A 19758-nucleotide genomic window follows, 5' to 3' on the forward strand; every position below is an offset into this window, starting at 1 on the left:
CAGACAAGCAGCAGCGAAGTCCCTAATTGCACTCACGAGGGAGGCCAACATGCCCATCACCGTCGGACAGGACACAGCCAAGACACGCAAAACACTGAGCGTGAACGGAAAATCCATTTCATACTACTCCATCCCGGCAGCAACAGATGCGGGATATGGTGATTTTACCAAACTGCCCGCAGCACTGAAGGTGGTGCTGGAAAACCTGCTTCGATTTGAAGACGGCGGCTTTTCAGTCTCCACCGATGACATCAAGGCCTTTGGGGAGTGGGCGAAAAATGGCGGTAAGAACCCGCGCGAGATCGCCTATCGCCCGGCCCGTGTTTTGATGCAGGATTTCACCGGCGTGCCCGCGGTGGTCGATCTGGCCGCGATGCGTGACGGGATCAAAAACCTCGGCGGTGATGCCAATAAAATCAACCCCTTGGTGCCCGTTGATCTGGTGATCGACCACTCGGTGATGATTGACGAATTCGGCAATGCGCGCGCCTTCCAGATGAACGTGGACCGCGAATATGAGCGCAACATGGAGCGCTACCAGTTCCTGAAATGGGGCCAAGGCGCGTTCAACAACTTCCGCGTGGTGCCACCCGGCACCGGCATCTGCCATCAGGTGAACCTTGAATATCTGGCCCAGACCGTGTGGTCAGATGTGGATCAAAACGGCGAGGAAGTGGCGTATCCGGATACTCTGGTGGGCACAGACAGCCACACCACCATGGTCAATGGTGCTGCCGTGCTTGGCTGGGGCGTGGGCGGTATTGAGGCCGAGGCCGCCATGCTGGGCCAGCCGATCTCCATGCTGATTCCCGAGGTTGTTGGTTTTGAGCTGACCGGAGAGATGGTCGAAGGCACCACCGGCACCGACCTTGTGCTGAAAGTGGTTGAAATGCTGCGCGAGCTGGGCGTGGTGGGTAAATTCGTGGAATTCTACGGCTCGGGTCTCGACAATCTGCCGCTGGCGGATCGTGCGACCATTGCCAATATGGCACCCGAATATGGCGCCACCTGCGGCTTCTTCCCGATCGACAATGAGACCATTCGCTACCTGCGTAACACCGGCCGCGACGAGGACCGCATCGCGCTGGTCGAGGCCTATGCCAAGGAAAACGGCTTCTGGCGCGATGAAAACTATGCGCCGATTTATACCGACACGCTGAGCCTCGACATGGGCACCATCGTGCCTGCGATCTCTGGCCCGAAACGCCCGCAGGATTATGTCGCACTTGATGCGGCAGCGGGGGCCTTCAAAAAAGTGGTGTCGGATTATCGCGGCGTCGATGCCTCGGCGGATGCCGTTGACATGGCATCTGAGGGCCCTGCCCCGACCGCGCCGATTGATCCCTGCAAGTCCCACCCCGTTAAGGGCGAAGAGTTCGCGCTGCGTGACGGCTCGGTTGTGATCGCCTCGATCACCTCCTGCACCAACACCTCGAACCCCTATGTGATGATCGGGGCCGGTCTGGTGGCGAAAAAGGCGCATGAACTGGGCCTGAACCGCAAACCTTGGGTAAAAACCTCGCTGGCGCCGGGCTCGCAGGTGGTCTCTCACTATCTGGAGGCCGCAGGGCTGCAAAAGCATCTGGATGCGATCGGGTTCAACCTTGTGGGTTATGGCTGCACCACCTGTATCGGCAACTCCGGCCCGATCCAGAAAGAGTTCTCCGAGGCGATTGCCGAGGGCGATCTGGTCGCCACCTCGGTTCTGTCCGGCAACCGCAACTTTGAGGGTCGCATCAGCCCGGATGTGCGCGCCAACTACCTCGCCTCGCCACCGCTTGTGGTGGCCTACGCGCTGGCGGGTGACATGAATGTCGATCTTGCGCGTGATCCGCTGGGACAGGGCAAGGACGGCAATGACGTTTACCTGAAAGACATCTGGCCCACACAGAAAGAGATCGCCGATCTGGTCGAGGCCACCGTAACCCGCGAGGCGTTCCAGTCCAAATACGCCGATGTGTTTAAGGGCGACGAGAAATGGCAGAGCGTGGAGACCACCGAGGCCGAAACCTACGACTGGCCCGCCGCCTCGACCTATATCCAAAACCCGCCCTATTTTCAGGGCATGGGCACGGAGCCGGGCACCATTCAGGACGTCGTCGGTGCCAAGCCTTTGTTGATCCTTGGCGATATGGTCACCACCGACCACATCTCTCCGGCGGGCTCTTTTGCGACCACGACACCGGCGGGCAAATACCTGCTGGACCGTCAGGTGCAGCCGCGTGAGTTCAACTCCTATGGCTCGCGTCGCGGCAACCACGAGATCATGATGCGCGGCACTTTCGCCAATATCCGCATCAAGAACGAGATGCTCGACGGTGTCGAAGGCGGCTATACCAAAGGACCCGATGGCGCGCAGACCTCGGTCTATGAGGCGTCGATGGCGCATCAGGAGGCAGGCACCCCGCTGGTGGTCTTTGGTGGCGAGCAATACGGCGCGGGCTCCTCGCGCGACTGGGCGGCCAAGGGCACCGCGCTCTTGGGGGTTAAGGCTGTGATCGCAGAGAGCTTTGAGCGTATTCACCGCTCTAACCTCGTCGGGATGGGCGTTATTCCGTTCGAGTTTACCGGCGGTGACACACGCAAATCGCTCAAACTCACGGGCGATGAAACGGTCGATATTCGCGGTCTGAAAACGGTCAAACCGCTGCAAGAGGTCGACTGCGATATCACCTATGGCGATGGCACCAAGACCACGATCACCCTCAAGTGCCGCATCGATACCGCACCCGAGATTGAGTACATCGAGAACGGTGGCGTGCTGCATTACGTGCTGCGTAAACTCGCAAAGAGCTGACCTACGCATCCAGACTTTGCGATATGTTGAAAGGGCGGCACAGGATGCCGCCCTTTTCCGTTATCTTTACGTTGGTAATGTAAGAATAACGAAAATTGTATTAGGATGCCGTCAGTTAAGGCGACAAAACGCGAGGCGCAAAATGATCGCTGTCTTCACCAGATATTACCCGCACCGGGAAAATTTCGACGAAGTTCTAGAACTTGCAGCCGCTCTGGCGCGCGATGAGAAGCGCCAGCGCGTGGGCTGCTTTGAGACCCGGCTGTTTTGCGACCGGGAAGGTGGTGAAATAAAATCTGTAAGCCTCTGGGCAAACAAAAAGATCTTTGACGCCTATGTGGATGTGGTTATCGCGGATGGCTCCTTGATGGAGTTCCAGTCCCGCTATCTGCGTCGTGAAATCGACACCCAGTCCTATGATACGGTTGATATGGGGGTCATCGGGCAGTTGCCCCATGACACCGAACTTCAGCGCCGCTTCGGCACCTGACGCATCATCACGGTTGGCCGCTTGCATCGCTGAGCGGTAGAGGGTTCACTGCGTCTATCCCAACGCAGGAGAACCTCATGACACGAACGGTCCTTATTACGGGTGGCACCTATGGCATTGGGCGCGCAATTGCCGAAAAATTTGCCGCTGACCACAATGTTCTGCGTTCCTATCAAAAAACAAAACCCTCTGACGATCTTGAGGCCCAGAGCAATGTGGTCTCTTATTCTTGTGATTTATTGCAGGATGGCAGTGCCAAAAATCTGGTCGCCCGAGCGATGGATCATTTCGGGCGCATTGATGTCATTGTGAACAATGCAGGGCTTGTTCGTAGCACCCCAATAGAGAGCTTTGACGCCGAGGCACACCGGCAGGTGTTTGAGTTAAACGCCATCGCCCCCCAAGCACTGTTGACCGCAGCATTGCCGCATCTGAGTGCGGGTGCTGCGATCGTCAATATTTCCTCGATGAATGCGGATCTGCCACCGCGCGGGGCTGCGACCTATGGGGCCAGCAAGGCTGCGCTCAATCTCTGGACCAAGGCGATGGCAAAAGAACTCGGCCCGCAGGGCATCCGTGTCAACGCGGTGGCGCCGGGGGCGATCAACGTCCCCGAAGCGCCCCGTTCCGACGATTTAACGCAATTGTTTGTCAAGGACACCGCCCTCGGACGCCCCGGCACGCCAGAGGACATCGCAAAGGCGGTGCGTTTTCTGGCCTCAGACGAGGCCAGCTTCATCACCGGTGAGATCCTGACCGTCGCAGGCGGCTACCGGCTCTGACGGACCATCAGTAGGCCGCGTGGAAGATCTGGCGGCTGTGCTGTGGGGTTTCGACCTCATCCAGCAGGGCCACGGCAAAATCCTCTGCCGAAATGCGGCTGTTGCCCTCTTCGTCCGTCATGAACTGACGGCCACCAAGGCGGAACGTGCCGGTGCGTTCTCCGGGTTCGATCAGCCCGGCCGGAGCCATCACCGTGTAATTCAGATCGCTGGCGGCGATCTTTTCATAGGCCTGGCGCATGCCCTGCGCTTCGCTGCGGTAGGCCTCTGGCACCACATCCGCCACCGGGCTGCCGTCGGGCAGGTTGAGCGATCCGGCTCCGCCCACGACCACGACGCGGTTCTGCCCCAGCGCCGCAATCAAAGCATCCGCATAGGCGTTGGACTCTGCGATCGCATCGCCGGTGCTGCGCGGGCTGACGGCGGTGATGGTCACATCCGCGGCCTCGGCCTGCGCCGCAAGCGCGGCGGTATCATCGAGCGCCACCCGCACGGCGGTGACACCGTCTTGGGGCGCTGAGGTCTCGGGGCTGCGGCTGCCAATGGTGACATCGTGACCGCGCGACAGAGCTTCGGTTACGATCCGACTGCCAATCATGCCGGTGCCGCCTAGAACAAAGAGCTTCATCTGGTCTCTCCAAATTGATAGTTACTGATAAGAACTACCTAAGTGCAGAGAACCGCGCCCGGAATACGCATGTTTTGGGCACATAGTTACCTGAAAGGAACCGCCATGGGACGTCGCCGCGCTGTGGACCACGACTGCGCCATCCGAGATGTGCTGGACCGCATCGGAGATGCATGGTCTGTTCTGGTCATCCTTGAACTGTCCAAAGGCCCCTGTCGTTTCAATGCCTTGCGAAGGGTTATTGATGCGATCTCGCAACGTATGCTGTCGGTGACGCTGCGCAATCTGGAACGCGACGGGCTGGTCGCGCGTCAGGTTCTGGACCTGTCCCCGCCGCAGGTGGAATACAGCCTGACCGCGCGCGGCCACTCCCTGCACGCCGCCATTGGCCAGTTGGCGCAATGGGCCGAACACAATCAGCCTGGAATCCGCAATTCGCGCGCCTCTTATGACGCGCGAGAAACCGTGAACTCTTGATCTCGAACTGTGAAGGAGAGGCCGCGCCTATTGCGCCGCCTTTTCCATCGCCGGGCGAATGGTCTCTTCCAGTACCCGGCTGGTGATCGGCCCGGCAAAGCGCAGCACGATGGTGCCCTCGCCGTCAATCACATAGGTTTCCGGCACACCGTACAGCCCCCAGTCCAGCGCCATGCGGCCCTGCTCATCCCGGCCGACTGCGGCGTAAGGGTCGCCCAGTTCCTCAAGAAAGCTCTGCGCGTTGCCCAGTTGATCCTTGTAGTTCACCCCATAGATCGGAACGCCCTCTTCCGAGAGCGCCGTGAGGCTGGGGTGTTCGGCGCGGCAAGGGCCGCACCAGCTGGCCCAATAGTTCACCAGCTTGACCTCACCATCGCGCAGTGTGGCATCGTCAAAATTCTCTTTGCCAGGGAACGCGCTCAGCGCCACTGGCGGGGCGGTTTTGCCTTCGCGCGCCGAGGGCAGGCTTTCGGGGTCTTCACGTCCCATCCCCACGAGGGCGAGGCCCACAAACGCCGCAAACACCACGACAGGAATAGCCATCATCGGCGAGATCTTAGCCATTGCGGCGCATCCTTTCCTCAACCTGTTTCAAGTCTGCCCGTACTTTTGCGCCGCGCATCAAGGTCGTCACCAAGAGCGCCAGCAACAGCAGCAGCGACACCCCATAAGCGGACAGCACGGTGTCGGCATATTTCCCCAGATCAGGCATCCATCATCCTTTCCCGCGCGATCAGTGCAGACATCCGGCGCGCACGAATTTCGGTGCCGGTGCGATAGAGCACCAGCGCAATAAACAACAAGCCGAACCCGGCCATGCAGGCATAAAGCGGAAAGGCAAAAACATCCGCGACATTCTCTTCCTTATCAAGCGACAGCGATGCCCCCTGATGCAGGCCCTGATTCCAGAAATTGACCGCATAACGCGACAGGACAGCAAAAACCGACCCCACCAAGCAGAGGATCGAGGTCAGATCCGCGGCGGTGTCGGGATTATCAATCGCCTCCCACAGCGCGATATAGCCAAGGTAGAACAGGAACAGCACGAGGAACGAGGTAAGTCGCGGATCCCACGCCCACCACGTGCCCCACATCGGTTGCCCCCAGATCGCGCCGGTGATCAGCGCAATCAGCGTCATCACCACCCCCACGGGCGCGGCGGCCTTGGCGGCCAGCGCGCTCACGTGATGGCGGCGGATCACCCAGATCAGCGAGGCCACCAGCATCATGAACCATGCATTGATCGCCATCAGCGCGGCGGGCACATGCAGGTAGATGATCTTCACGGTAGAGCCCTGCCGGTAATCATCCGGCGTGAAGAAGAACCCCCAGATCAACCCGCCCACAATACATGCGCCTGCTGCCACCCAGAGGGCTGGCAACACGCGCTCGCTGGTGCGCAGGAACTTCTTCGGATTGGCATATTCCCAGATCGACATGGTGGCTATCTAGCTCTTGTTTCCGGTCATCACAATCACCGCCATCAGCGCAAATTGACGCGCAGCACAGCAGCGGAGGCAAAGGGCAGTAGGGCGATGGTGCCAAGGGTAATCCCAGCCAGCATCAACAGGGGTGTTTCCACGCTCATACCTGAGGCCCCCCGGCGGGCGACTTCGGCACCAAAAATCAAGGTCGGCACATAAAGCGGCATAACCAGAAGCGACAACAGCAAGCCGCCACGTTTCAGCCCCACGGTCAGCGCCGCGCCAAAGGTGCCAACCACCGACAGTGCCGGGGTGCCAATCAAAAGCGACAGCGTGATCCAGAGGTATCCGCCAGCAGGCAAGTTCAACAGCACCCCCAGCACAGGCGCGGCCAGAACCAGCGGCAGCCCGGTGGTCAGCCAATGTGCCAGGGCCTTGACGCTCAACACGCCTTCGAGCGGCAAAGGGGCCGTGGCCAGCAAATCGAGCGAGCCATCCTCCCAATCCAGTGCCAGGAGGCGATCCAGCGACAACAGGCACGCCAACAAGGCTCCGAGCCACAGAATCCCCGGCGCAATCAGCGACAGCGTGTCGGAGTTCGGCCCAACCGAGAACGGCACCATCACCGTCACGATCAAAAAGAACGCAAGGCCTAAGCCAAAGCCGCCCCCGGCGCGAAAGGCCAGCCGCAAATCCCGAACCAGCAGCGCGATCACAAGAAGCCCCCCGTGTCATCCGCATCAAAGGCCGGAAGCTTTGCCTTGAATGGGGCAAGGTCCAGAACACGCCCCTCGATCCCGAGGTCGATATGGGTCGCCATGATCGCCGCTCCGCCTGCCCTCAGATGGGTGCGAATGGTCGAGGCAAATAATTGAACGGAGGCTGCATCCAAACTGACGGTGGGCTCATCCAAAATCCAGAGCCGCCGCCCCGTGACCATCAGCCGCGCCAAGGACAGGCGGCGCTTTTGCCCCGCAGACAGCCCCCCAGCCGGACGGTTCCGCAGCGCGGCCAGATCAAACGCCCTAATCGCAGCTTCAGGGTCGCCGCCCCCAAACACCCGCGCCCAGAAGGCGAGGTTTTCGTCCACCGTCAGCGTCAACTTCAACCCATCCGCATGGGCCGCATAAACGATGTCATCAACGTCCCCGAGGATTTCACCACCGAGCGGCGGCTGCAGGCGCGCGAGCGTGCGCAACAGCGTGGTCTTGCCAATCCCGTTAGGACCGCGCAACACCAGCGCCTCGCCCGGCGAGAGCGCAAATTGCACCCCTGCCAGTACCGGCATCCCGCCCCGGCTCACCCCAAGATCCCTGACCTCAATCATGTTTGTTCCGATTTGTCGCTCTTCTGGCCCAACGCCTTATCACGGCTCAGCAAAAGCAGCGATAGCCCCGCACCGCCTTGCGCCAGATCAAACCGGCAGTGCTGCCAGTGCAATACGCCGGCCTTCGGACAAAAGCACATTATAAGTACGGCAGGCAGCGGGAGAGTTCATCACCTCAACCCCCAATCCCGCCTCTTCCAGCACCTGACGTAGTTCACTTGGAATATGCGCAATCTCAGCACCGGTGCCGATGAACAGAACATCCACGTCTCCAGCCAGCGCCAACAAAGACGCCTGATCGGTATACCCACCCCACGTGGATGTCCCCTTCGCCCCGGTCAGGATAGCGCCGTCCTTGACCTCACCACCGACACGAAAGAATCCCGCACCATATCCATCAATTCGTACGGCATCGGAATAGACCACTTCATTGAGGCGCATAGCGGATCTCCTGTCAGCATGTTCGCCCCTCTGAATATCACGCCAATACCACCTTCGAAACCAACAACTGAACAAGCGCGGCTCTGCCTCGCGCTCCGAGGCATTTAGAAAAAGATGAAACCCTGCTTCTTCTAACCCCAAATATCCCGGGGGTCTGGGGGCAGCGCCCCCAGCACGCATCGCCGCACATAGAACCTTGCTGAAATGCAAACAGCCGCAGCATCACGCCGCGGCTGTCTCAGGGTCATAGCGCGCCAATCAGGCGTCGATATTGGCGAACTGATTGCCTGTGGTGTCGTTGTTCTTGGTCCAGTCGCGCTTCACGCCCAGCCACAGCAAGATGGTAGAGGCCACGAAGATCGACGAATAGGTCCCGACTACAACGCCCCAGATCATCGCAAAGACAAACCCGCGGATCACGTCGCCGCCCAGAACATAGAGCGAGATCAGCGCCAGCAATGTTGTCACAGAGGTCATCATTGTCCGGCTCAGTGTCTCGTTGATCGAGATGTTCAGGACCTCGGCCAGTGGCTTTTGCTTGTAGCGACGCAGGTTTTCCCGCACCCGGTCAAACACCACCACGGTATCGTTCAACGAATAGCCCACAATGGTCAGAAGGGCCGCGATGATCGCAAGGTCGAACTTGATCTGAAGCTCGGAGAACACGCCGATGGTCAGGATCACATCGTGCACAAGTGCCGCCACTGCACCAAGGGCAAACTGCCACTCAAACCGCAACCAGATATAGACGAGCACCGCGCCGATGGCCAAAGCCACCGCCATGATCGCCGTCTGTACCAATTCGCCCGAAACCTTCGGGCCGACGCTTTCGACCGAAATGAACTTGATCCCCGGCGCAACCGCATCCAGCGCGCCTTGCACATCGGCGATAACGGTACTGGACAGTGCTTCGCCATCCTCCTGCGCCTCAATGCGGATCATCGCGACATGCTGATCTTCGTCAAACGTCGGATCAAACACCTCGGTGATGGTGATGTCGCCCAGTTCCAGCGGCGCGATGGCATCGCGGTAAACCCCGATATCAAGATCCTGCGTGGCCTCGGTGCGGATGGTGGTGCCACCCCGGAAGTCGATGCCAAAGTTCAGCCCCTGCAGCGCAAAGGAGGCAAAGCCGATCACGACCATCATGGCAGAGATGCCGAGCCAGAGCTTCCAGAGCCTGAAGAAGTCGAAGGAGGTTCCTTCGGGTACCAGTTTCAAGCGCATCAGTTACACCTCGATGGTTTTGGGACGGCGACGTTCGAACCACATCACGATGATCAGCCGGGTGACGAAAATCGCGGTGAAGACCGAGGTCAGAATGCCGAGGCCAAGGGTAATGGCGAAGCCACGCACCGGGCCGGAGCCGATTGCGAAGAGGATCACGGCGGTGATGAAGGTGGTGATATTGGCATCCACGATCGCCGAGAGCGCCTTGGCATAGCCCTCGTCAATCGCACGCGCCGGACCCCGCCCTGCTTTTAGTTCTTCGCGGATGCGTTCAAAGATCAGCACATTGGCGTCCACTGCCATACCCACTGTCAGAACGATACCGGCGATGCCCGGAAGGGTCAGCGTGCCGCCAATCAGGCTCAGTGCGCCAAAAATCAGCGCGATGTTCAAAATCAGCGCGATATTGGCAAAGAAGCCAAACAGACCGTAACTCAGCACCATAAAGACCAGCACCGCGGCAAAGGCGACAACAGTCGCCACCTTACCCGCATCGATACTGTCCTGACCAAGCTCGGGGCCGATGGTGCGCTCTTCGAGGAATTGCAACTCCGCAGGCAGCGCGCCAGCGCGCAGCAGCACCGCAAGCTGGGTACTGTCCTCAACGCTGAAGTTCCCGGTGATAATGCCGGAGCCACCGGGGATATGCGAGCGGATCACCGGAGCGGAGATCACCTCGTCATCGAGCACGATGGCAAAGGGTGCGCCGATGTTTTGGGCCGTATAGTCGCCAAATTTACGGGCCCCCGCTGTATTAAAGCGGAAGTTCACCGCAGGCTGGCCATTCTGATCAAAGGCAGGCTGCGCGTCGACCAGTTCCTCGCCGGTGACCACAGGCGCGGATTCTACCGTGTAGTAAGTGCCCGGCTCATCAATCGACGGGATCACCTTATTGCCGATCCCCGCGCTGGCATCAGCGTCAGAGCCACGGCTCACCACCGGATTAAACGTCAGTTGCGCGGTGGTGCCGATAATGTCTTTCAGCTCGGCCGCGGACCCAATCCCCGGCACCTGAATGAGAATCCGGTCGCTGCCCTGACGCTGGATGGTGGGCTCACGGGTGCCAACCTCGTCGATCCGGCGGCGGATGATTTCAAGCGACTGGCGCACGGTGCGATCGTCAGAGGCGAGTTTTTCCTCATCCGAGAGCGCAATGGTGATCACATCCCCCTGCCCGCTGACAGTAATGTCGGTGGCCCCCGCCCCGGTGAGCGAGGTCACCGGATTGGCCAGACCGCGCACCAGTTCAAGGGCGCGGCTCATGCCCGCAGCATCCGACAGGCGCAGACGAATCTGATCCGCGGGTGCCTCGGGGATGCGGCGAAACGTGCCGATGGTGCCGCGCTCATCACGCAAAACGTTGCGCACCTCGGGCCAGAGCGCATCCATCCGTGCGGTGTAGACATCGCTGACCTGAACTTCGGCCAGAAGATGCGCGCCACCGCGCAGGTCAAGACCGAGGTTCACAAGCCCCGAGGGCATCCACTCGGGCCATTGCTCGGCCACCGTCAGACGCTCAGGGGTTTCGCCCTCAACCTCAATTTGGGCCCAGGCGTCATTGGATTGTTCCACACGGGTGTAGAACGCATTGGGCAGGGCAGCCAAAAGGCCGGCCACGCAGACCAGCCAGATGAGCACCCTCTTCCAGGTATCAATTTGCAGCATTACCCTGCCTTTTCAGTAGCGTGCGAGGCGAGGCTCAGGATGCGGGCTCGGTCTTGTTCAGCACCTGAGCAATGGTGGATTTAACCACACGAACTTTCACACCCTCAGCGATCTCTACTTCAAGCTCGCCGTCTTCTTTGACCTTGGAGACCTTACCGATCACACCGCCTTGGGTGATCACCTGATCGCCACGGCGCAGGGCCTCAACCATGTTTTGGTGCTGCTTCATCTTTTTCTGCTGCGGACGAATGAGCAGGAAGTACATGATCGCAAAGATTAGGATCAGCGGGAGAAACTGGGCGATTGCGCCACCATCCATAGGGTATTTCCTTCTGTCTTTGGGGGCCATCTTGGCCCCGGATTTTGCGTGGAACCTATGCGCAGCCACAGGGCTTTGCAAGGCGGGGCGGACGTGATCAGGTAGGCTTTCACTGCTCACAGGGCGCTTTTCGCTCTTCTATGCCACAGCAACCGCCACAAGATCACCGTGGGCCGGTGCTGCCCCCTTCCCCTTCGCCCCCCGCTCGGGCATAGCTAACGGCACTGATTCAAACTGCATCATAGGAGCAGACCCATGCATGACATCCGTGCAATCCGCGAGAACCCGGCCGCATTTGACGCCGCCCTGGCCCGCCGTGGAGAGTCTGCCCTGTCCTCTCAGGTGCTGGAGCTGGACGAAGCTCGTCGCGCCAAGATCCTCGCGGCAGAAACCGCGCAGGCCGATCAGAACAAAGCTGCCAAAGCCATCGGCGCCGCAAAGGCCAAAGGCGATGAGGCGGAGTTCGAACGCTTGCGGGCCGAGGTCGCCGACAAAAAGGCCGAAGTTACCACCATGCAGGCCGAGGCCAAGGAACTGGACGCAAAGCTCACCGATATGCTGGCGCGCATCCCCAACAGCCCGGCCGAGGACGTGCCCGAGGGCGCAGACGAGGACGACAATGTCGAGGTGAAGCGCTGGGGCGATGTGCCTGCGTTCGACTTTGAACCCAAGGAGCATTTCGAGATCGCAGGCGTCGCCAAGGCGATGGATTTCGAGACAGCCGCCAAGATCTCTGGCGCGCGCTTTGTGGTGCTGAAAGGCGCTGTCGCCCGCATCCACCGCGCATTGGCACAGTTCATGGTCGACACCCATGTGGACGAAAACGGCCTCACCGAGGTGAATTCGCCCGTATTGGTGCGTGACGAGGCGATGTACGGCACAGATAAACTGCCGAAATTCGGTGACGACAGCTATCAGACCACCAACGGCTGGTGGCTGGTGCCGACCTCCGAGGTGCCGTTGACCTATTCGGTCGCCGGTGACGTCATCGACGAAAGCACGCTGCCAATCCGCTATACCGCCCATACGCTGTGCTTCCGGTCGGAAGCCGGGTCGGCTGGCAAAGACACCTCCGGCATGCTGCGCCAACACCAGTTCGAGAAGGTCGAGATGGTGTCGATCGTGCATCCCGAGACGTCGGATGACGAGCAAAAGCGCATGTTGGGCTGCGCCGAAGGCATCCTTGAGAAACTCGGCATTCCCTATCGCACCGTGGTGCTCTGCACTGGCGATATGGGCTTTGGCGCGCGCCGCACATTCGACATCGAAGCCTGGGTACCCGGCCAGAACACTTACCGTGAGATTTCGTCGGTCTCCACCACCGGTGATTTCCAAGCTCGCCGCATGAATGCCCGGTTCAAACCCGCCGATGGCGGCAAGCCTGAGTTTTTGCACACGCTCAATGGCTCTGGCCTTGCGGTCGGGCGTTGTCTCATTGCGGTGCTGGAAAACGGCCAGCAGGCGGATGGCTCGGTCAAACTGCCCGCAGCACTTGCGCCCTACCTTGGGGGCAAATCGACCCTCACCACTGAGGGCACGCTGGCCTGACCTTCGCGCGGCAACGCATACATCAAACAAGAAAACCGGCGCTCATACAGCGCCGGTTTTTCTTTTTAGAACACGTGGATCAGGCCCGAACCTGAGACGATCACTTGTCTTTCTTCTTTTTGTTCTTTTTGCTTTTGCTCTTTTTCTTTTTACCGTCAGACTTCTCAGAGAGGATCTTTTCCTCTTTCGCCTTTTCTTTGGCGATTTCCTTTTTCGCCTTGCCCTTCTCTTTTACGGCTTTAGAGGAGGCTTTCTCCTTGGCGGCTGCAAATTCAGCCATCAAGGCTTTGGCCTTTTTGGCAGCTTTGGCGGCCTTGGCCTCGGCTTTGGCGGCTTTTTCTTCTGCCGCTAGGCGCGCAGCCTCGGCAGCGGCAACAGCGCTGTGCACGCTTTCACGCGTATCCTCTGCGGCAGCACTTGTACCTGCTTTGACGGCTTTGGCGGCGGATTGTGCGGCCTCTTTGGCGGCAGCAACGGCTTTGGCCGGTGCGGGTTTTGCACGCGCTGTGCGTGGCTTTCTCGCGGCTGTGGTTTGGCGCCTTGGAGAGGCTGCAGGTTGGGATGCCGCAGACGCAGGTGCCGCGCCCTCTTTTGCCATCTTCTGCGCTGCCGCCTTGAGGCTCGCCGCGCGGGCAACGCCCAACCGTGGCACTTGCGTCAACTCTGCTTCGGATCGCGCAGCCACATCTTCGACAGAGCGAATACCGTGATCCTGCATCGCCTTTGCCAGTGCAGGTCCTACGCCTGGGAGTTTTACAATTGGGGTCATACGTTCGTAATTCCTCGCAACATCCTGAGTAATATCAATTTCAGAGGTTAGCACTCGTTTTTGCGATATGTCCAACATCTCTTGCGAGGCGGCGCGCGCCCTTCAACTCGGGAAAGGAACCAACCGCTTTTGATCCTCGTCCCAGAGTTTCAGCCCAAGCGCGCGTATCGCTTCGCCGAATTTGATCCGACGCGGCGCCATCTCCTCAGGCATGTTGTAATGGCACTGGCGTAGCCGATAGCTGGGGATGCGCGCGTTAAAGTGGTGGATGTCATGCAGCGTGATATTGGCGACGGCGAAATCAAAGAACCAGCCAAAATCCAGACACGATGAACCCTGCAGCGCCGCAACACGCGGGTTGAGGTCCGGGCGGCGGTCCCAGTAGGTGTCCTCGAAATTATGCTGCAGATAGACCAGAAACACCCCGATCATCCCGCCAAGGAAGGAAAACCCGAGCCAAATCAACAACCCCTCGCCCCCCGCAATCGCATAGAGCGCGTAGAGCCACGCGATGATGGCGAGGTTATGTAAAACCACCTGCATCACGCCGAATTCAAGCGTGTTCTTCGGCCAGCGATAGCGGATAAAATAGGTGAAGGCAGCCCCAAGCGGCACCAGCACAAACGGGTTGCGATAGAGACGGTATTGCAGCCGCTGCCAGACACTGGCGCGCTGCCATTCTCCAACCGTCATAGTGTGAATTTCACCCGTCTCGCGGTGTTCAAGGTTGCCAACATTGGCGTGATGCAGGTTGTGGTTCTGCTTCATCACCTCAAACGGGGCGAATGTGAAAGGCGACAACCCATGCCCCGCCCATTCATTCTGCCGACGGGTTTCAAACAGCGAGTGGTGCCCGGTGTCATGCTGCAGCACATAAAGACGCACTGCGCTGAACGCAAAAACAATGCCCGCAGGCCACATCACATACCAAAGATGTGAATAGGAAATCGCCAGATAAAGGGCCGCAAAATAAACGGCGAATGTTCCGAAATAGCTCAACGCGGCAAGCCGGTTGTCTTTCTCGGTGTACTGGCGTGTGTAGGCTCTCAGATCCATGCCTGACCCCATAAATACGCTCTGTGACGCCCGCGTGACGGCGGGATCGGATTAAATTCTCTTTCAATCAGTTAATATGCATACGCCCTATGACAAGTATTTGAACAGCTATAAATACCAGCTGTGCAAAAGCTCGCCTGCGCCTCACCCGCTGTATGCGCGGCAGGGTCGTTTCCTCAGACCGGAGGGGTGGACAGCGCAAGAACGCCCATTTGCTCCAGCCCTTGCAGTACCGCATCCACCGCCACAGTGGCGAGGATCAACCCCATAACCCGGCTGATCACGCTGACACCAGTCTGGCCGATCAGCTTTTGTATCTTACTGGCGAGCAACAGCAAAACAAAGGTAATCGCCAGTACAAAGAGCAATACAACCGCCGTCATCGCCTGCTCCACCACGCCGGTGGAGTGATTGTCGGTCAGGATCACCACGGCGAGGATTGCACCGGGTGAGGCAATCGAAGGGATCGCCAGTGGAAACACAGCGCCAGAGAGATCCTCGTTTTCGGCTTCTTTGATCTCGCTTGCGGCTTTGGTTTCACCAAAAATCATGCTGAGCGCAAAGAGGAACAAGATGATCCCGCCCGCAATCTGAAACGCACCAAGGCGCAGCCCGATGCCTTCGAGAATGATCTGCCCCAAGACCAGAAACAGCCCCAAGACCAGCGCCGATACCAAAACCGCCCGCAGTGCAAATGAGCGATGCAGCCGCTGGGGGACTGCAGCCGTGGCAAACAAGAATACAGGAATGGTCCCAACCGGGTCGATCACCACAAAAAGCGTGATGAACTCCCGCACGAGGTCTTGAAAGACAAAGGGCCATGTCATGTGGCGCGGTCTCCTGTCTGTGGGGCCGCGCTAGCTGGGATCAGCTTTTACGGCCCTCAATGTGTTTACGCAGGCGCGATGGGGTCGATTTCTTTTTCCCCTTGTAGGGGTTCTTGTCGCCCTGCCCCCGCAGCGTCAAGCGAATGGGGGTGCCCGGCATATCAAAATCTTCGCGCAAGCCATTCACAAGGTAGCGATTGTAGCTCGCAGGCATCTTATCAGGATGCGAGCACATCACCACAAAGCCCGGCGGACGGGTCTTGGCTTGGGTCATGTAGCGCAGTTTGATGCGTTTGCCTTGCGGTGCCGGCGGCGGGTGCTGTTCAAGCATACCCGCAAGCCAGCGGTTGAGCGCGGCGGTCGGCACACGGCGGTTCCAGACATCATGGGCTTTCATAATCGCCGCATGCAATCGGTCCAGACCACGGCCGGTTTTTGCGGAGACCGTGACCAGAGGTGCGCCACGCAACTGTGGCAGCAGCCGCTCAAAGGCTTCTTTGAGCGCCTTGAGCTTTTCCTGCTTTTCGTCCTCAATGTCCCATTTGTTGACGGCGACAACCACCGCCCGGCCCTCGCGTTCAGCCAGATCCGCGATACGCAAATCCTGCTGCTCGAACGGAATGGCTGCATCCAGCAGCACCACCACGACCTCGGCAAATTTTACTGCGCGCAGACCGTCAGAGACCGAGAGCTTTTCCAGCTTTTCCTGCACCTTGGCTTTTTTGCGCATGCCAGCGGTATCAAAGATCCGCATCGGTGTTCCGGACCAATCGATCTTGAGACTGATGGCATCGCGGGTGATCCCGGCCTCTGGACCTGTCAGCAGACGGTCTTCGCCAAGGATCTTATTGATCAGCGTGGACTTACCGGCGTTGGGACGGCCCACTACGGCCACCTGAAGCGGTTTTTCCATGGTCGGAACAGGTGTTGCGGCGATCTCTTCGCCTTCGTTGAACGCCTCATTCTCGTCTTCATCCAGCACCACGTCGGTGGCAGGAGCGGTCTCTTCAGCGAGTTTTTCGAATTTCTCTGACACAGGCAGAAGTTCGGAATAAAGATCGTTCAGGCCTTCGCCGTGTTCGCCCGACATGCGGATCGGCTCACCAAGCCCCAGACCGTAGGCCTCAATCACCCCCGCATCGGCGGCGGAGCCTTCGGATTTATTGGCCGCGAGAATGACATGCGCGGATTTTTTGCGCAGGATCTCGGCAAACATCTCGTCCGTGGGGGTCACGCCAGCGCGCGCATCAATGATGAACAGGCAGACATCCGCCATTTCCACCGCCCGCTCCGTCAGGCGACGCATGCGTCCCTCCAGGCTGTTGTCGGTGGCATCTTCCAGACCGGCGCTGTCGATGACAGTAAAGCGCAGATCACCCAGCCGCGCCTCACCCTCGCGCAGGTCGCGCGTGACACCGGGCTGGTCATCGACCAGCGCCAGTTTCTTGCCGACGAGACGGTTGAACAAAGTGGACTTGCCCACATTTGGGCGCCCCACGATGGCGAGCGTAAAGGACATGGATCCGGACTTTCCGTGATTGGTGAACCGCGCGCATAGCCTATCTTTGCCGCACGCGCCAGTAAATAATATGCCCCGGCGATTTGGCGCGACCAAAACACGCGAGGGCTGTCCGGGTGATTTTTCACAGCTTCAGCGCCCTGAACCACCCTGTCGCCTTGATCTGGTCGACAAACAGCGGGGTCCTCCCGCCCCTTTGCAACGCAGCCTGTGGCTGCATCACAAGAAGCGTTGGGCCGGGCGGGGCCGCGCCGAAGGCGCGGCCCCGCCCCCTCGCGATGCGCAAAGCGCAGCGCAAAACCTCAATGGGGCAATCCGTAGCTGTTAGCGAAACGCCGCCAAATTGCCGTCTCGCGTCACCACATAAAGGGTGCCATTGGCCACCACGGGCTCGGTTGTGGCACCGCCCTTGATCTCCACTGTGCGGGTTTGACGACCATCAACCGGGTCAAAGAACCGCAAAAGCCCGTCGTTGGACGCAACCACCAGTTGACCGCCTGCAAGAATGGGACCGTGATGGGCCACAATCTCTGCCCGCTTGCGCGGCTTATCCTTGAGGTACCCCGGCAGGTCTACCGACCAGATGGGGCTGCCGTCATTGGCGTTGAGACGCATCAGGCGGCTGCGATCGTTGACCAAAAACAGGCTGCCGCCCGCGGCCCAGACCGGGCCAAAGGTGCCCTCAAACGCGGTCCACAGACGTTCGCCCGAAGCCACATCAAAGGCTGCCGTGCGGCCCGAATGGTTGCCGACGTAAACACGATTTCCGTCCATAAAGGGCGCGCCCGTCACGTCGCTGATCTGCGAAATCGCGCTGCCGGTTCGCGCACCCGCAACCGAAGCGATCCAGCGGCGGAAGCCCCCGCGGCGGAACGTGCCGATCAAATCACCAGAGCCAAAGGCAAAGATGGAAATCTCAGATCCCACAACGGGTGCCGGAGCTCCGAGGATGTTGGACGCGCTGGGGCTCGCTTCCATTTGCCATGCGATCCGGCCATCTTTGGTGTCGATCACCCAAGCCGTGTCGTCTCCGGCCACAAGATAGAGGAGTCCGTCGCGAATCGTCGGGCTGCCGGAGCCTGTCGCATCGAGCTCTTGCCGCCATACGGGTTGGCCTGTCTTGGCATTAAGCGCACTCAGAACACCAAAGCCCGAAGACACATAGACCACGCCATCCGCATAAGCGATGCCGCCACCTGTGGCGTCGCCCTCTTCGTCGCTTGCAGGCTCAATATTGCGCTGCCACAGGACCGCGCCCGAAGGGGAAACCGCAGAAACCTTGGATGCCGCATCCAGCGTGTAGATCTGCCCCCCGCCCACAACGGGGGCGGCTGTGATGCGCTGCTTGCGGCTGTCACCTGCACCAATATTCGTCGACCAGATCAATGAGGGCGCGACAGAAAGTGCCGCATGGGTGGTCCGTGTAGTGGGCTGGCCGGGGCTTTGTTGCCACGAGCTGTTGGTGACCGCACGCGGCAGCGAGATCGCAACCGAGCGATTTTCAACAACGCCACCCCGGCGATCCGCGTGGATATCCTCACGTGCACCGCGCAGGATTTCCTCCGGCTCAGTGCAGCCCAACAGAAGAGCCGCCATCGCCGTTGCCATCACGCTTGCACGCAGGCCGAAACCACCTGGAATTGCCGTCATCACCCTGCCCCTGTCATTATTCATGGGTCATTATCACTGGTCCCGCCGGATCTGCTGTCGCGCAGACCTCAGCCTTCCTGAGCTTCCGCCTCCGGCGATCCGCCAAGGGCTACAATCACTTGAGAGACGCGCTCTTGCAAGTCCCGCGACACGCCAGCCGAGGCTGCGATCTCTTTGAGACGCGCCAGCGCGGCGTCCGTGTCGCCTGCCTCGATATCGAGAAGCGCCAGCTGCTCGCTTGCCAGAAATTGCAGTGAGCCGCCTGCTGCAGCGAGCGTTTCCAAGCGCAATCTACGGTCCTCGACAGGCAGGGTATCCGCCTGAAGGATCACAGATTTGAAAGCTGCAATGTCACGGTAGACCTGCGGTAGCTCGCTTTGCTGTGCCACGGCTTCCAACAGGCTCGCCGCTCTCTCGAGTTCGCCTGCGTCCGCCAATGCAGCCGCTTGCGCAAAATCCACAACAGCTTTCGCACCCACCTCACTGGCGGAAATATCCGCCAATGCCGCCGCGCGATCTGCCGCGTCATTTGCGGTGAGCGCTGCCGAAATCTGGTCTCCGACGTCCTGCGCGGCGCTGACGGCCTTGGCGCGGCTGTATTCACGCCATGTCGCACCACCGACGATCAGCAGCACTGCCACAGCACCGATCCAGCCATAACGCTTTAGCATTAGGAACAGGCGGTCGCGGCGGACCTCTTCTGTGACCTCATCGATGAAACTGTCGGTATCGCTCATGAAACGGCCCTTGTCGCTCAAATCTCCACACCCATATACGGGCACGGATTGTCTTAGTGTCGATGTGACATA

At 59.5% G+C, this 19758-nt stretch carries 21 protein-coding genes; 5 read left to right on the top strand and 16 right to left on the bottom strand.

The annotated features are described in order from the left end of the window. Positions 1 to 49: 49 nt before the first annotated feature. The 3 genes from acnA to QNI81_RS07905 all read left to right on the top strand — a co-directional run bounded on the left by acnA (position 50) and on the right by QNI81_RS07905 (position 4069). Positions 50 to 2797 carry an aconitate hydratase AcnA gene (gene acnA, locus QNI81_RS07895; RefSeq protein ID WP_283966158.1) on the top strand — a complete coding sequence of 916 codons (2748 nt, stop codon included), beginning with the start codon at positions 50 to 52 and terminating at the stop codon, positions 2795 to 2797. 142 nt (positions 2798 to 2939) lie between these two features. Continuing rightward, entirely contained in the window at positions 2940 to 3287 is a 348-nt protein-coding gene (locus QNI81_RS07900) for an antibiotic biosynthesis monooxygenase (protein WP_283966159.1), read from the top strand. A 77-nt stretch (positions 3288 to 3364) separates the two neighbouring features. Continuing rightward, positions 3365 to 4069, top strand: coding sequence for an SDR family NAD(P)-dependent oxidoreductase (locus QNI81_RS07905; protein ID WP_168576568.1), 705 nt, complete (start codon positions 3365 to 3367; stop codon positions 4067 to 4069). 7 nt (positions 4070 to 4076) lie between these two features. Here QNI81_RS07905 and QNI81_RS07910 read toward each other — a convergent pair whose 3' ends face one another. Further along, on the bottom strand, positions 4077 to 4697 hold the full coding sequence (locus QNI81_RS07910; protein ID WP_283966160.1) for an NAD(P)-dependent oxidoreductase: 621 nt from the start codon (positions 4695 to 4697) through the stop codon (positions 4077 to 4079). A gap of 105 nt (positions 4698 to 4802) precedes the next feature. On the opposite strand from QNI81_RS07910, the gene QNI81_RS07915 reads away from it, so the two are divergent. Then, positions 4803 to 5174 (top strand): winged helix-turn-helix transcriptional regulator, encoded by a 372-nt coding sequence (locus QNI81_RS07915; protein ID WP_283966161.1) that lies wholly within the window; start codon positions 4803 to 4805, stop codon positions 5172 to 5174. 27 nt (positions 5175 to 5201) lie between these two features. Here the strand turns inward: QNI81_RS07915 and QNI81_RS07920 are convergent, their stop codons facing one another. The 9 genes from QNI81_RS07920 to yajC all read right to left on the bottom strand — a co-directional run bounded on the left by QNI81_RS07920 (position 5202) and on the right by yajC (position 11580). Further along, a complete protein-coding gene (locus tag QNI81_RS07920; protein ID WP_283966162.1) occupies positions 5202 to 5738 on the bottom strand; it encodes a DsbE family thiol:disulfide interchange protein in 537 nt (178 codons plus the stop codon). Next, the gene (gene ccmD, locus QNI81_RS07925) at positions 5731 to 5886 is read right to left on the bottom strand and encodes a heme exporter protein CcmD (protein ID WP_283966163.1); all 156 of its coding nucleotides are present in this window, start codon (positions 5884 to 5886) and stop codon (positions 5731 to 5733) included. Before ccmD ends, QNI81_RS07920 begins: the two co-directional genes overlap by 8 nt. After that, complete coding sequence (locus QNI81_RS07930) at positions 5879 to 6613, bottom strand: heme ABC transporter permease (protein WP_009179230.1); 735 nt, start codon at positions 6611 to 6613, stop codon at positions 5879 to 5881. Before QNI81_RS07930 ends, ccmD begins: the two co-directional genes overlap by 8 nt. Positions 6614 to 6657: 44 nt before the next feature. After that, positions 6658 to 7314: a heme exporter protein CcmB gene (ccmB, locus tag QNI81_RS07935; RefSeq protein WP_065330316.1), complete on the bottom strand. Its 657-nt coding sequence runs from the start codon at positions 7312 to 7314 to the stop codon at positions 6658 to 6660. Beyond that, a complete protein-coding gene (gene ccmA / locus QNI81_RS07940) occupies positions 7311 to 7925 on the bottom strand; it encodes a heme ABC exporter ATP-binding protein CcmA (RefSeq protein ID WP_283966164.1) in 615 nt (204 codons plus the stop codon). Before ccmA ends, ccmB begins: the two co-directional genes overlap by 4 nt. Before the next feature lie 87 nt (positions 7926 to 8012). Beyond that, positions 8013 to 8366, bottom strand: coding sequence for an Mth938-like domain-containing protein (locus QNI81_RS07945; protein ID WP_283966165.1), 354 nt, complete (start codon positions 8364 to 8366; stop codon positions 8013 to 8015). A gap of 258 nt (positions 8367 to 8624) precedes the next feature. Beyond that, on the bottom strand, positions 8625 to 9593 hold the full coding sequence (gene secF, locus QNI81_RS07950) for a protein translocase subunit SecF (protein ID WP_005651473.1): 969 nt from the start codon (positions 9591 to 9593) through the stop codon (positions 8625 to 8627). Between the two features lie 3 nt (positions 9594 to 9596). Beyond that, the gene (gene secD / locus QNI81_RS07955; protein ID WP_110363509.1) at positions 9597 to 11261 is read right to left on the bottom strand and encodes a protein translocase subunit SecD; all 1665 of its coding nucleotides are present in this window, start codon (positions 11259 to 11261) and stop codon (positions 9597 to 9599) included. Between the two features lie 34 nt (positions 11262 to 11295). After that, a complete protein-coding gene (yajC, locus tag QNI81_RS07960; RefSeq protein WP_005651476.1) occupies positions 11296 to 11580 on the bottom strand; it encodes a preprotein translocase subunit YajC in 285 nt (94 codons plus the stop codon). Between the two features lie 255 nt (positions 11581 to 11835). On the opposite strand from yajC, the gene serS reads away from it, so the two are divergent. Then, positions 11836 to 13128 (top strand): serine--tRNA ligase, encoded by a 1293-nt coding sequence (gene serS, locus QNI81_RS07965; protein WP_283966166.1) that lies wholly within the window; start codon positions 11836 to 11838, stop codon positions 13126 to 13128. A 100-nt stretch (positions 13129 to 13228) separates the two neighbouring features. Here the strand turns inward: serS and QNI81_RS07970 are convergent, their stop codons facing one another. The 6 genes from QNI81_RS07970 to QNI81_RS07995 form a co-directional block, all read right to left on the bottom strand. Next, positions 13229 to 13897, bottom strand: coding sequence for a helix-hairpin-helix domain-containing protein (locus QNI81_RS07970; protein WP_283966167.1), 669 nt, complete (start codon positions 13895 to 13897; stop codon positions 13229 to 13231). Positions 13898 to 13999: 102 nt separating this feature from the next. Beyond that, positions 14000 to 14953, bottom strand: coding sequence for a fatty acid desaturase (locus QNI81_RS07975; protein ID WP_283966168.1), 954 nt, complete (start codon positions 14951 to 14953; stop codon positions 14000 to 14002). A gap of 176 nt (positions 14954 to 15129) precedes the next feature. Next, a complete protein-coding gene (locus QNI81_RS07980) occupies positions 15130 to 15780 on the bottom strand; it encodes a MarC family protein (protein ID WP_005651485.1) in 651 nt (216 codons plus the stop codon). Between the two features lie 40 nt (positions 15781 to 15820). Next, positions 15821 to 17299 carry a ribosome biogenesis GTPase Der gene (gene der, locus QNI81_RS07985; protein ID WP_005651488.1) on the bottom strand — a complete coding sequence of 493 codons (1479 nt, stop codon included), beginning with the start codon at positions 17297 to 17299 and terminating at the stop codon, positions 15821 to 15823. A 324-nt stretch (positions 17300 to 17623) separates the two neighbouring features. After that, positions 17624 to 18949 carry a PQQ-like beta-propeller repeat protein gene (locus tag QNI81_RS07990; RefSeq protein WP_283966169.1) on the bottom strand — a complete coding sequence of 442 codons (1326 nt, stop codon included), beginning with the start codon at positions 18947 to 18949 and terminating at the stop codon, positions 17624 to 17626. Positions 18950 to 19017: 68 nt separating this feature from the next. Further along, positions 19018 to 19686: a tetratricopeptide repeat protein gene (locus QNI81_RS07995; RefSeq protein ID WP_283966170.1), complete on the bottom strand. Its 669-nt coding sequence runs from the start codon at positions 19684 to 19686 to the stop codon at positions 19018 to 19020. Positions 19687 to 19758: the final 72 nt, after the last annotated feature.

Origin of the sequence: Tritonibacter sp. AK171 (assembly GCF_030127025.1) — a bacterium.
GTDB lineage: Bacteria > Pseudomonadota > Alphaproteobacteria > Rhodobacterales > Rhodobacteraceae > Epibacterium > Epibacterium mobile.